The following is a 12,951-nucleotide window of genomic DNA, read 5'->3' on the forward strand; positions in this document are numbered from 1 at the left end:
AAAGAATTTAATAAATTATTTCGGCAGATCGAATTCACAGCTTACCCTTGTTTTATTGGGATATTTAACAAGAAGTGCTTGTAAGGTCGCTAGTAGTTCTATATTTTCTACATTATATTTTGCTTTATTATCTACAGCATTATCGGATTCACGATCTGGAATATGATCAAGTTTATGCTTGTCATAGTGGTCTGTAAACTGGTCACTATTCTCATTTGCTAAATAGAGTTTGGGCCGATAATGCATTAAAAATGCTTGGATGGCAAAATTTGTTTTATTGTCATCAAAAATATTGTTATCTGGCTTTTTGTTGCCAAAATCATTAACCTGATTGAGCTCACTTAATTCACCTATGGGTGATTTTCGCAAACTGTATTGGTACTTTAATATCTTATTTTGCAATGACTTATTTGAAGATCCCATTTTTTTGATGTCATAACCAAATTCATGAAATCGGATTTGCACAATAAGTCTTGATATATTGCCCTTTATACTATTTTTAATATTTCCAATTTCTTTACGAATTTCTTCCTCTGTGACCCAGGCACCGACACCGTTGTCAGCTAAGCGTTTCCATGGAAAAAGAGGTCCAGGATCTAATTTTCTCTCTGGAGCGATATCAGAATGGCCAACGACACACATTGGGTCGATATTATAGCGTTTTTGAATATCTTTTGCGAGAGCGACAATTAGTTTTTGTTGCTCTTCTGGATACTCTAGCCATTCGAGTGAGTTTTTAGGACAGTATTTTCTTAGGGCTCTGCATCTAAATCCTAAGTTTACAATTTCAACGCCTACTGAAATGACATTAACATTTTTCCTATATTTCCAGAGGCTCTCACCTGCATGGCGAGCTCTTCTATCTTCATTGACAATTTTATAGATAGTTTCCCCCTTTTCTGGCACGAGCCAGTGGGAACTATTCCCTCCACTGGTCAATGAGCGGAGGGATTTTTTAAACTTCTGCGCTGTGTAATGAAACACTATTGAGCTCACAGCATCTTTTTTAAAGCGAAAAGGGTATTTTTTGTCAGTTAGAAAATCTTCATCAACGTCGTATTTATAAGACTCTTCTAATGTAATTTTTTCTTTTTCTTCTTCTGGTTTTGCTCTGTCAATAATTATGACATTGAGCGGATTATTTAAACTTTTACAGCTTATGAAAAGATTTAAAAGCAATAAATAAATTACAAATTTCTTTAGCATACAATAAATGCTCCTAGAGTTTAAGCACTTGAATTTTGAACATTTATTTCATTTATAAGAGTATATCTTAAATACATTGTATATTCTCTTATTCAATTGTTACAAATAAATCTTATTGACGTATTTTATTGACGCTTCAATTTTGTGTATAATCAGCATAAAGCAGTTAAATCTAATGTAACAGGGTTTGGGTTAAAAATTTTCACGTGAGGTCAGTTATGAAAAAGCGTAATTTTCATTCTATCGTAAAATTTTCTCTCTCTAGGAAATTTCGCCTTCAATCAACAGCATTGTTGTTTTTATTTTCTATGAGCAGTTGTAAAACAAGTTCAGACAATGAAAATAGTGTGCAATCTCTTGTAAAAGTAACAAATAGCAAAAATGCAAATATTAAAACTTCCCAAGATTATTTGCTGATTGGCGCTCAAGGGCGGGCAGGTAAAGGTGCTGTCTTTAAATGCAATATAGACGGAAAAAATTGCATCGAGTTCTTAGGGGGGAATATAAAATTTAAAGCGCCTGATGATTTTACGGAGCATTCGATTGTTTTATACCCAAGAAATCGTTTTGGTTCGAGTCTTCTTATCAGCAATGGCAAACTGTTAATTGGTTCTTTAGGCAGAGATAATAAAAAAGTGTCAGATGCCGCAAGTATTTCAGATCCCAATTTTAAAGAAGATATTGGCACTGTATTCCAATGTAATTTAGACGGTTCAAATTGTGTTGAGTTTATTGGTGGGGAAATTCCATTTCCAAAGCCTACAAACTCAGCTCTTAAGAAAATAAGTTTATTTACAAGCGATTATTTTGGTTCCAGTTTATTTGCCCTGAAGGACAAACTTTTAATTGGTGCAGCTGGCAGAAATAGTGCAGATAAAGATGAAATTGGTGCCGTCTTCAAGTGCGGATTAGATGGCAAAAACTGTGTCGAAGCAATTGCCGGAAAAAACAAAGCAAGTAAAATATCAGCAAGTTTAGCAAAATATGATGCCCTTGGCTCAAGCATTTACGCTACAAACTCTTCACTTTTTATTGGGGCAAAGAATAAGAAAGGTATGAGTGGAGCTGTTTTCAAATGTAATTTAGAAGGGGAAAAATGCAGTCAGTTGAAAGGACCGAATTTAAAACTAAATGAGAATGATTGTTTTGGCAGTAGTTTAGTAGGAAATGCTTCAAGTCTTTATATCGGTTCGATGGGACGAAATGGCTTGCCCCCACATACCCCTTATCTTTACGATATTGGCGCTGTCTTTAAATGCGATTTAAATGGCAATAATTGTAAAGAAATTATTGGCGGTGCAAACACAAAAAGTGTTGAAAATCTCGGGCTTTTTTTCAGAGATTATTTTGCAGCAAGTCTTGCTCTTTCAAAAGAGTATCTTTTTATAGGATCTATTGGGAGAAAAAGTGAAACTGGATTAAAGACTGGAGCTGTCTTTAGATGTCAACTTGACGGAAGTAATTGTATAGAGTTAATTGGGGGTAGAAATAAAAATTTATTGGAAGTAGACGGTATTGCTTTATCTAATGATGATTTATTTGGCTCAAGCTTAGCAATTGTTTCAATGCCAAATTAAATATATTTTTTATTTTTAGCTTCATTATAATAAGAAAATTATAATTTATTTTTCCTATCGTGCTAAGATAAGTTCATTTAAATTGGTCGTGTATTTTTTTGAGACATGAGCTCTTTGTGGAGTCCAATTTTTGTTGATAAAAAGATCGGCAAAGTTAATGGAAGAAGCTCCATTCCTATTATTTATTTGATCGATAGTTGAAATAAGAGCATTCTCTTGTTCAAGGTTACGAAAATCAAATAAATGAGAAGGCAGTGTGCTTTTACTTTTTAAATCAAAAAGGAGAATACCACATTTTTTATACATCTTATTTTCCTTAAATATTTTTTTAAGCGCAATCAATCCGTATTTTAAATATTCTGGCGTAAAACTCGTATAATAAGGAAGGCGAATATTGATTGAATCGCTAAAAAAATTTTCTTTATGATAGCTTGTTGCGAGATAAATACAAAAATATTGAGCCTCAAGTCCTTCTTGTCGCAGTTTCCGGCAAGCAACAGCGGTATGGTTTGCAAGAGCAGAAAAAATATCGTTGAAATCACTTTGGGCACGGCCAAAACTGCGAGAGACCGTAATACTTTTTTTAGGTTCATGAAAAAGTTCGAGATCAAGACAAGAAATACCATGTAATTCTTGCGCCAGATGCACTCCATTGATTGTTAAGTTTTTTCTTAACCAGTCTATCTCTAAATTTCTATATTCGAGTGCAGAATTCACTCCATTTTCTTTCAGTTTTTTTGCATATTTTCTACCAATTCCCCAGAGATCGCCAATCTCTGTTCGTTTTAATGCTTCTGTAATATGACTTTGCTCATAAAGAGCAAGAACTCCCTTGGCCTTTGCCGATTTTTTTGCAATTTTGTTTGCAACTTTTGCGAGAGATTTTGTAAAAGAAATACCTATACCACAAGGAATTCCTGTGTGCTGATAAACTGTGTTTTTAATTTTCCAACCAAATTCATGCAACTTTTCTTGACTGACATGTGAGAGATCAATAAAAGCCTCATCAATGGAATACATTTCTATTTCTGGCGAAAATTGTTCTAAAGTTTTAATAATTCGAGCAGACATATCTCCATATAAGCTATAATTAGATGAAAAATATTTTATGTCATGTTTCTTTATAAATGGTTTTATTTCAAAAAAAGGTTGGCCCATTTTTATTCCGAGTTTCTTTGCTTCATCACTTCTTGAAACAACACAGCCATCATTATTTGAGAGCACAACCACAGGTTTATTGCGTAATTTAGGATTAAAAACTCTTTCGCAGGATACGTAAAAGTTATTGCCATCGATCAATGAAATCATTTTTTGTGTCTTATTGTATAAAATTCTTTTTAAACAGAGTGAATGACTGTCGTAACCACGCCCCAAATTTCAAAATCCATATTGTCAATTATAACAATACTTTTATATAAATCGTTTTCTGCTTGCAAAACAATACTATTATTTTTCAAACAAAGGCGCTTCACTGTAAATTCCCCATCAACAATAGCTACGATAATACTGCCATTGACTGCTTTCAGTGAGCGATCCACAACGAGGAGATCGCCGCTGTGAATACCAGCACCGAGCATGGAGTTTCCTTCTGCCCGCACATAAAAAGTTGCTGCAGGATGTTTTACAATAAACTCGTTTAAGTCGATTTTTTTATCCATATAATCTGTTGCAGGTGAAGGAAAACCAGCGCAAACAGAGTTAAAAGCAAATGGAAGATACAGTTTTTTTTCAAAAGATGGTAAGCAATGCATAAACCCTCCAACCATATATTTGTATGGTATTTGATCTTTTGTCAAAGTCTATTTGCGTTTCTCCCAACCTTTTTTTAATGGTCTATCAATAATAACTGACATTTTAGGTTCGTACTGCTTATTAAGTAACTCAATAAAAGAATTGCCATCATGCTTGCTAAAATCAAACCAATTTCCCAAATTTTTCATATTTTGCTTTAAAAATACTGGAGATCTTTCATGTCCTATTTTTTTCACGAATTTACCTGGCTCTGATGTCAAAATTGAGAAAGAGTGAATCACTTCTCCCGTACTTGTATCTTCCCAACTGTCAAAAATTGCGGGTACAAAAACACATTCTGCCAGTTCAAAGCGAATCATATTGCCTGCAAATTTTCCTTCATAAATCGGTTCAATAAAAGCAGTCATAGGCACAAGACAGTGATTCTTTAAAAATGGACGCTTCCAAGTCGGTTTTTCAAGCACTGTTTCCAAGCGTACATTGTGCGTTGCAAACTTTGGTTTACGGACTTTAGACCAGACAGGGATTAAAGAAAAATGAAATAAATCAATAATATATTTTTCATCTTTAAATAAAATAACGGGTGCTTCCAAGTGTGGTAAAATCCGACTTCGCCATGAAATACTTTGTAGATTCAAGGCAAAAATGGCCAAGGATTTTTGAAATTTTATCAATTCAACTTGAAATTGTGCGCACATTTGCTCTCAATATCTGTGATTTATTTTCTTGTGAGCATAGACGAATAGCGTTTTCGATAAGAGAATGCTAAAAACAATTCCGCAGCTAAAACGACAATAGCCACAGGCAAGCCTGAGGGAGCAAGAATAAGATGAAAAAGAAAAATATTAACCACATTAGGTGCCAAAACAGCCAGTGCTAAAGGCGTCCACATATTTGCTAAGAGGAGAAATCCACAGACAACTTCTACTCCTTTGACGAGTGAAAATAAATAACCAGTGGCTACCAGAGCCCCAATAAATGCTCCTGCCGTAGGTGGCATGCTTGTAGGAGCAGGTAAAAAATGAAAAAAACCATTCAAACCAGCGACAAAAAAAATAAGACCTAGCAGAATCTGTACAATCATAACAAGTTTATTTTTCATGTGTCGCTCCGTTTTTGGAAATACTGTCAATTCATTTTATATTAAAATACTTGTTATGAATAAATAGACTCATTTTTTTGACATACCTTATTATAAATGTTGTATTCTAAAGAAAGTTGTCTTTTTAATAAGACAAAAGAATCAACACATTGACGGATTTCTAAATAAATCATTAGAGTACTTTATTATGAAAAATTTTATTATAACACTGTTACTTTTGTGCGTATCTGTTATTGCATATGCAGAGGATTATTTTGTTGCTTGTTACTATTATGACACGGTTACTAACGAAAATAGCTCCAATCCTTCTCTTATGGAACCGAGCAAAATTTATATTGGTGCAAGTTCCAATTATTATTGGGCACTCGGTGGCAAAGGCTCTGATAAGTTAACACTGCATGGAAATATAAAAGATGGATTTTTTGTAGAAAAAATTTACACACGCAGTGATATTATAAAAAGTTGTGAAAGAGCAATTGAAAAAGGAGTTGTTCTCTGGCCAAGCAAAAAGAGTTATAAACTCTATGATTTTAAAGCCTCTAGGTCCAATTTTCACGCCTATGAGTATCCCATTCGCTTTATTAAAGATAATTTTAAAAAATCTAAAATTAAGCAGATTATCGTCTTTGGTGACAGTCTATCCGACACAGGAAACTTAAAAAGATGGACAAAAGTGATTCCCTATTATCCCTATTGGTACGGTCGATTTTCCAATGGCTTTATCTGGCCAGATTATTTAAGCAACACCACCCAAATACCAATTTTTAATTTTGCTTACGGTGGCGCAAAAACTGCAGGATCAAATGAAATACTTATCGATAATTTTAGTGATAAAGTAGATACAAAAGTTGCAAAATTAATATCTGGTAGTTCGAAACTTGCTATCGCAGATTATTTAAATAACTATTTAACCGTGAATTCTTATAAAAGCAAAACAAAAGCAATTTATAAACCTAAAGAGGCTTTATATATTATCTGGATAGGTTCAAATGATTATGTTGCAGATTTTGAGTTTCGTAAAATAACAAATTTATTATTAAAAGATAAAGAGAGTGAGAAAAAAATAAATATTATAATTAAAAATACTGTTCGAAATATTATGAAACAAATCAAAACTCTATATCTAAAAGATGCATATTATTTTCTTGTTATGAATATACCTGATATTGGAAAATCTCCTGCTGTTTTATCGGCAAAATATGCTAAATACAATGATGAAATTAAAGATAAACAAGAATTATCAGAGAAATTATCTGCAATTACAAATAAACATAATATTGAGCTACAATCTGCAATAGATGCTTTAAATAAGAAATTAAAAGATAAAATTAATATATTTTATCTTGATATAGCAAGAAACTTTGACTCTTATATAAATAATAAAGATTTCTATGCAGATGAAAATTTTAATTATGGCTACTCTTTATTGAATTCTAATATTCCAGTCATAGGAAAAAAAGAAACATTTATTCAAAGCTCTTGCTATACAGGTGGATACACTAAAGTTGCAATTATAAACTCATTGAGCAATGAAAGCTATTATAAAAAATCATTAGAACACACCTGCAAAAACAATCATAAAGAAGTCGATAAAAATACAATCTTTTGGGACTCTCCTCATCCAACCAGTTTAAGCCATTGCTGGCTCAGTTATGCAGTGCAAAAAAAACTTGAAGATTTAGAACTCATAAAAAAAACAAATCTTTCTATGAGTGATTATAAAGAATTTTGTTTGAATAAAGACTTTATTTTGGAATAAAAAATTCTTTCATAAAGGAAAGCAAGAATGAATACTGAAAATATAAAAGAAAGAGAATATATTTTTGTAGAAAAGTACGTCTACGATCCGATCTTGCGCATATTACATTGGGTCAATGCACTGTCAATATTCAGTCTTATGCTCACTATATGGCTAAAAAATTTATTAAAACCTTATGACAACTGGAAAGAAATTTTATATAGATACCATATCTTAATTGGCTATGTTTTAACTGCTGGAATTATTCTTAGAGTCGTATGGGGATTTATTGGGCCAGAGCATGCAAAGTTTAAAAATATGATTAACTGGAAGGCGTATCTTAAGCTTTTAAGAACTCGAAAATACGACACAAGCGAGAATTGGGGACATAATAAATATGCGGGTCTTTCATATATATTTCTTTTTATCTTGATGCTCTATCAAGCATATTCAGGTCTGTATCTTGCGGCACAAAAATATGAAATGAGTTTTTTTCATTATTTTGTAGAATACAGTGCGATAAAAACCCCTTTTGCCAAGCTTCTCAGCAATATTCATGAGATTGTCTTTTATATGACTATGATATTTACAGCATTGCATGTTATAATGCTCCGATTCCATGAAATAATATCCAAGTCTCCCTTGACTCAAGCCATGTGTAATGGAATTCAATATCGCAAGAAAAATAAATCATGAATTCTCTAAATTGCAATTAATGAATTAAAAAAATCAGGAAAAGTCATTCATGACAAGGATATTCAATATATTACTCCATGTTGATTAGCCTACTTGGGACACCTGATGATCGAATTCGCAAACGCTTTTCACGCTGCACCTGCGACAGATCCGTTTTCACCAAGTAAGATATTATTATAATTGCTTTATTTTTCTTTGCTTGGTTTTTTAAATGGGACGTTAAAGATATACATATAGGTAAAGGCGCCTAATGCCGCACCAAGACAAGGAGCAAGCCAAAACATCCATAGCTGTTCAATCGCCCAACCGCCTGCAAACAAGGCGGGGCCTGTGCTCCGTGCGGGATTTACTGAAGTGTTGGTTACTGGTATAGAAACTAGATGAATAAGGGTTAGACATAAACCAATTGCTATGGGAGCGAATCCTGCTGGAGCTTTCACATCGGTTGATGAGAGAATGACAAATAAAAATACAGCAGTCATTAAGATTTCTGTGATAAAAGCAGATAAGAATGAGAATTTACCTGGAGAATGCTCGCCAAAACCATTGCTCGCAAAATCTCCAATACTTATAAAGTCAGCTTTTCCGCTTAAAATAATACATAAAACAGCGCTTGCAATAATCGCTCCAAAAACTTGAGCAATGACATAATACGGAAGTTCTTTCCAATTAAATTTTCCAGCAACAGCTAAACCCAGCGAAACTGCGGGATTGAGATGGCATCCAGATATTGAGCCAATTGAGTATGCCATAGTCAAAACTGTGAGTCCAAAAGCAATTGAAACACCAACAAAACCTATTCCTAATCCAGGAAAACCAGCTGCAAGAACAGCGCTTCCACAGCCACCGAAAACAAGCCAAAAAGTTCCAATAAATTCTGCAAGTAATTTTTTTAAATCTAAAGCATTAGCCATTATTCAGTCTCCATCTTTTGGGGTCTCTTCTTATATTAAAGCCTAAATTTTATAAAGAAAATTAAATTTATAAAATAAAAAACACTTTTGACTTAAATATTTCATCATAAATAAAATACATTTTTTGATAAAATATAAAACCAATTTAACTATTACTTTTTAACTATAAAAAAATAAATATATTATATTAAATAAGTATATACTTACCCATAATTTAATTTAAATTAAAAGAGTTAAAGTATTTTAAAATGTCAGTGGAGAAATCACGCTTTAGAAGATAGGTACGTTCAAAGTCTTCTTTCTTCTCTAATGGTAAGAAAGATACTACAACTCAATTGGTTGGGCGTCTTATATTGAGTCCATAGACAGAATAGCTGTTTGAGTTGTCAAAGCTGTTTACGAGTACGAGCCGAACATACAAATAACTCCCCTTTTCTGTTGTTACTGAAGCAGCTAAACGAGTTAAATAATCTGGAGAAAATACAATTCTTGATTGTTCGTAGCTATTAATTGATTTTACTTTGTCTGAATTGTTTATATTATTTTTATAAAAGGTATTGACAGCTGAATAGTCTTGAGTATCAAGGCTATTATTTATAATAAAAAAATATTTATTGGCTGTTTGTCCCCCATTGTCAAGACTTAGGATATAGTTTCCAGAGAACCAAGCCCTCCCAGTTCTACCAAATCGAACAACAATTCCTGAAAAATCTGAATTATATTCAGGCCTTTTTACTTCTGTTACAGATAGAGTGGCTGAAGAAGTTATTCGAATTGAATTCATGCCAAATATTTCACCAATTGATTTCGTTACATCAGGATCAATCTTTTTAATACTTTTAGAATTTATTTCTATGTCGACATATGGAGATATGGAAAAATCTTCAGGAAATACTTTTGCAGTCACAAATTTTATTTCATTTTTATTTTTCTCATTTTCAAATATAATAAGGTCTTTTGAGTTAATGCTGTATGTTAAGTTAACTCCAGATTTGATTGTATATTTATCTGCATTAATAAAAAAATTTGTAAAGTTAAGTTTACACTTCTTATCATTTTCTTTAACAACTAAATTTGATATTTTCTCATTCTTACTTAATATCCACGAGCTTTTGTCTGATTTCCCTTCACATCCTTCATAATGACCATGAAATGAATATTCATAAATGGAAACATTTGAATCACTGTCATTCACTCGATTTAATTTTATTTTCAGAAATAATTCTTTATTTTTTGAATTCTTACCTCCACATCCTACTGCAGTAAATAAAATCACCAAAAAAAATAACAAGATTTTTATACAATTGCATTTTTTCATATGTATCTCCAGAAAAAAATAAAAAGAAAAAGCGAAGTCGCTATGCACTTAGCAATGCTTTATTTTTATAATTAAACTTGAATTTTTAAGCAAAATAATTAATAATTTTTATATTTATTAATTGATAAAAATAAGTATATTTTATAAGTTACTTTAAATATGTCTGCAGGCTAAAGATCAAGTTTTATTCTATTTAAAGTTTTTTAATGATTTATAGCGCTTAATTTATGTAAATAGATATTAACACTCATATATATTGATATTTTAAAGATTTTATAGAAATAAAATGGAAACAATTATTTATGCTAGTAGAATATTTTTGTAGTTTCGCAGTTTGTTAACCCATTTGAGAGAAAATATTAATTATTTTTTTTTCTTTTTTACAACAGAATCAAAGCGATCTAAGTTCATCACTTTGTTCCAAGCAGTAATAAAGTCATTGACAAAAACGTTCTTAGCATCGGAACTAGCATATACCTCAGCAATTGCTCGTAACTGAGAGTTCGAACCAAAAAGAAGATCAACAGAGGTTCCAGTCCATTTCAGCGTGCCTTTTTTACTGTCCCGTCCTTCATAGATTTCTGCCGAGCTTGTCTTTTGCCATTTTGTCTTGATATCAAGCAAATTAACAAAGAAATCATTGCTTAAAGCTTCAGGATTTTTTGTAAAGACACCGTGTTTCGAATGAGCGTAATTAGCACTGAGCACACGCATTCCACCAATTAAAACAGTCATTTCAGGGGCTGTCAGTGTGAGAAGATTTGCTTTGTCTATCAATAATTCCACTGCAAATTGCTCTTGCCCCTTACGGATATAGTTGCGAAAACCATCTGAAATGGGTTCGAGAACAGCAAAAGAAGCGGCATCTGTTTGCTTTTGCAAAGCATCCATGCGTCCTGGAGAAAAAGGAACTTTAATTTTGTGCCCAGATTTTTTTGCAGCTGCTTCTATTCCAACACAACCTCCTAAAACGATTAAATCTGCAAGTGAGACCTTTGTTTTTTTACCTTTAACTGAATTAAAATCCTGTTGTATTTTCTCAAATTTTTTAAGGATTTTTGCCAATTCGAGAGGTTCATTAACTTCCCAATCCTTTTGTGGTGAGAGACAAATACGTGCTCCATTCGCGCCTCCTCGTTTATCGCTGCCACGAAAAGTTGCTGCAGATGCCCAAGCTGTGTTGACAAGTTGCGAGACACTTAAACCACTTTTTAAAATCTTAGATTTCAGTGCTGATATTTCCTTCTCACTGATTAATTTATGTTTTGCTTTTGGAATAGGATCCTGCCAAATCAACTCTTCCGTTGGAACGAGCGGCCCAAGATAACGCGCAATAGGCCCCATATCTCGATGGGTTAACTTAAACCAAGCTCGAGAGAATGTGTCGGCATATAACTTCATATCTTTCATAAAACGACGTGAGATTTTTTCATAAATAGGATCCATACGCATTGCGAGATCTGCGGTTGTCATTATTGGGGCATGTCGTTTTGTGGGATCGTGTGCGTCTGGAACGGCTCTTCCTGCAGAAGGATCTTTAGGTATCCATTGGTAAGCGCCTGCAGGGCTTTTTGTCAATTCCCATTCATACCCAAACAAGGTTTCAAAATAGCTATTGTCCCACTTTATGGGCGTAGGGGTCCAAGCACCTTCAAGGCCGCTCGTTATTGTATGAACGCCTTTGCCACTGCCAAACGAGTTTTTCCAACCTAAGCCTTGTTCTTCAAGCGCAGCTCCTTCTGGTTCAGGGCTAACATATTTACTGGGATCTGCAGCACCGTGGGTTTTGCCAAAAGTGTGTCCACCAGCAACAAGCGCGACGGTTTCTTCATCATTCATTGCCATGCGAGCAAAGGTTTCTCTTATATCACGTGCAGAACCGATTGGATCGGGTTTACCATTGGGGCCTTCGGGGTTCACATAAATAAGACCCATCTGGACAGCAGCAAGAGGATTAGCCAGATCGCGATTCCCACTGTAGCGTTCGTCGCCTAACCATGTTCGCTCAGAGCCCCAAAAAATATCCTGTTCTGGTTCCCAAATATCTTCACGCCCACCGGCAAAGCCAAATGTCTTAAATCCCATGGAGTCTAAAGCCACAGTACCTGCAAGAATCATTAAATCTGCCCATGAAATTTTACGGCCATATTTCTGCTTGATCGGCCAGAGTAAGCGGCGCGCTTTGTCTAAATTTACATTATCTGGCCAACTGTTCAGAGGTGCAAAGCGTTGAGTGCCTGATCCTGCACCGCCACGGCCATCTGCGACTCTATAGGTTCCTGCGCTGTGCCATGCCATACGAATAAATAAAGGGCCATAGTGGCCATAGTCTGCCGGCCACCAGTCCTGTGAATCGGTCATTAAGGTATGCAAATCTTTTATTACTGCTTTGAGGTTAAGACTTTTGAACTCCTGAGCGTAGTTAAAGTTTTTCTCCATCGGGTTAGAAAGAGGCGAATGTTGATGCAAAATATTCAGATTAATTTGATTTGGCCACCAATTCGCTGCTGAATTCGTCAAACCCATTGTTGAAAGAGGACACTTTGATTTAGATGACAAGTTTCTCTCCTTTTTATAATCTGTGAAATTTCCTTTAATTGTATAATTTAAGAGCAAATGAGTCAAATAAGCTTTTACAAAAACTCGAG

At 33.9% G+C, this 12,951-nt stretch carries 11 protein-coding genes; 3 read left to right on the plus strand and 8 right to left on the minus strand.

The features are described from left to right. Positions 1–15: 15 nt before the first annotated feature. Positions 16–1,206, minus strand: coding sequence for an N-acetylmuramoyl-L-alanine amidase (locus tag EZS29_RS07270; protein WP_130608129.1), 1,191 nt, complete (start codon positions 1,204–1,206; stop codon positions 16–18). Between the two features lie 218 nt (positions 1,207–1,424). Here EZS29_RS07270 and EZS29_RS07275 point away from each other — a divergent pair, with 218 nt between their 5' ends. Beyond that, positions 1,425–2,783 (plus strand): hypothetical protein, encoded by a 1,359-nt coding sequence (locus tag EZS29_RS07275; protein ID WP_130608132.1) that lies wholly within the window; start codon positions 1,425–1,427, stop codon positions 2,781–2,783. A gap of 54 nt (positions 2,784–2,837) precedes the next feature. On the opposite strand, the gene EZS29_RS07280 is transcribed toward EZS29_RS07275, so the two are convergent. Genes EZS29_RS07280 through EZS29_RS07295 form a run of 4 tightly spaced genes read right to left on the minus strand, consistent with a single transcriptional unit; the run spans position 2,838 to position 5,637 of the window. Further along, positions 2,838–4,091 carry a Y-family DNA polymerase gene (locus EZS29_RS07280; protein ID WP_130608135.1) on the minus strand — a complete coding sequence of 418 codons (1,254 nt, stop codon included), beginning with the start codon at positions 4,089–4,091 and terminating at the stop codon, positions 2,838–2,840. A gap of 29 nt (positions 4,092–4,120) precedes the next feature. After that, positions 4,121–4,534, minus strand: coding sequence for a LexA family protein (locus EZS29_RS07285; protein ID WP_130608138.1), 414 nt, complete (start codon positions 4,532–4,534; stop codon positions 4,121–4,123). 48 nt (positions 4,535–4,582) lie between these two features. Then, positions 4,583–5,233: an SOS response-associated peptidase family protein gene (locus tag EZS29_RS07290; protein WP_130608141.1), complete on the minus strand. Its 651-nt coding sequence runs from the start codon at positions 5,231–5,233 to the stop codon at positions 4,583–4,585. Between the two features lie 20 nt (positions 5,234–5,253). Continuing rightward, positions 5,254–5,637, minus strand: coding sequence for a DoxX family membrane protein (locus EZS29_RS07295; protein ID WP_130608144.1), 384 nt, complete (start codon positions 5,635–5,637; stop codon positions 5,254–5,256). Between the two features lie 187 nt (positions 5,638–5,824). Here EZS29_RS07295 and EZS29_RS07300 point away from each other — a divergent pair, with 187 nt between their 5' ends. Both EZS29_RS07300 and EZS29_RS07305 read left to right on the plus strand, forming a co-directional pair. After that, on the plus strand, positions 5,825–7,396 hold the full coding sequence (locus EZS29_RS07300) for an SGNH/GDSL hydrolase family protein (RefSeq protein WP_130608147.1): 1,572 nt from the start codon (positions 5,825–5,827) through the stop codon (positions 7,394–7,396). Between the two features lie 27 nt (positions 7,397–7,423). Next, positions 7,424–8,071 (plus strand): cytochrome b/b6 domain-containing protein, encoded by a 648-nt coding sequence (locus EZS29_RS07305; RefSeq protein WP_130608151.1) that lies wholly within the window; start codon positions 7,424–7,426, stop codon positions 8,069–8,071. Positions 8,072–8,256: 185 nt separating this feature from the next. Here EZS29_RS07305 and aqpZ read toward each other — a convergent pair whose 3' ends face one another. The 3 genes from aqpZ to katG all read right to left on the minus strand — a co-directional run bounded on the left by aqpZ (position 8,257) and on the right by katG (position 12,862). Then, entirely contained in the window at positions 8,257–8,985 is a 729-nt protein-coding gene (gene aqpZ, locus EZS29_RS07310; protein WP_130608154.1) for an aquaporin Z, read from the minus strand. Between the two features lie 331 nt (positions 8,986–9,316). Continuing rightward, positions 9,317–10,303, minus strand: a complete 987-nt coding sequence (locus EZS29_RS07315; RefSeq protein ID WP_130608157.1) for a hypothetical protein — start codon at positions 10,301–10,303, stop codon at positions 9,317–9,319. Positions 10,304–10,666: 363 nt separating this feature from the next. Further along, entirely contained in the window at positions 10,667–12,862 is a 2,196-nt protein-coding gene (gene katG / locus EZS29_RS07320) for a catalase/peroxidase HPI (RefSeq protein WP_130608160.1), read from the minus strand. Positions 12,863–12,951 lie beyond the last annotated feature (89 nt).

This window comes from Fluviispira sanaruensis, from assembly GCF_004295685.1.
Taxonomy (GTDB): domain Bacteria; phylum Bdellovibrionota_B; class Oligoflexia; order Silvanigrellales; family Silvanigrellaceae; genus Silvanigrella; species Silvanigrella sanaruensis.

What these genes read in the sequence shown, in the direction of transcription:
- EZS29_RS07270 (WP_130608129.1), bottom strand. Translation starts at nt 1,206, where the DNA reads ATGCTAAAGAAATTTGTAATTTATTTATTGCTTTTAAATCTTTTCATA.
- EZS29_RS07275 (WP_130608132.1), top strand. Translation starts at nt 1,425, where the DNA reads ATGAAAAAGCGTAATTTTCATTCTATCGTAAAATTTTCTCTCTCTAGG.
- EZS29_RS07280 (WP_130608135.1), bottom strand. Translation starts at nt 4,091, where the DNA reads ATGATTTCATTGATCGATGGCAATAACTTTTACGTATCCTGCGAAAGA.
- EZS29_RS07285 (WP_130608138.1), bottom strand. Translation starts at nt 4,534, where the DNA reads ATGCATTGCTTACCATCTTTTGAAAAAAAACTGTATCTTCCATTTGCT.
- EZS29_RS07290 (WP_130608141.1), bottom strand. Translation starts at nt 5,233, where the DNA reads ATGTGCGCACAATTTCAAGTTGAATTGATAAAATTTCAAAAATCCTTG.
- EZS29_RS07295 (WP_130608144.1), bottom strand. Translation starts at nt 5,637, where the DNA reads ATGAAAAATAAACTTGTTATGATTGTACAGATTCTGCTAGGTCTTATT.
- EZS29_RS07300 (WP_130608147.1), top strand. Translation starts at nt 5,825, where the DNA reads ATGAAAAATTTTATTATAACACTGTTACTTTTGTGCGTATCTGTTATT.
- EZS29_RS07305 (WP_130608151.1), top strand. Translation starts at nt 7,424, where the DNA reads ATGAATACTGAAAATATAAAAGAAAGAGAATATATTTTTGTAGAAAAG.
- aqpZ (WP_130608154.1), bottom strand. Translation starts at nt 8,985, where the DNA reads ATGGCTAATGCTTTAGATTTAAAAAAATTACTTGCAGAATTTATTGGA.
- EZS29_RS07315 (WP_130608157.1), bottom strand. Translation starts at nt 10,303, where the DNA reads ATGAAAAAATGCAATTGTATAAAAATCTTGTTATTTTTTTTGGTGATT.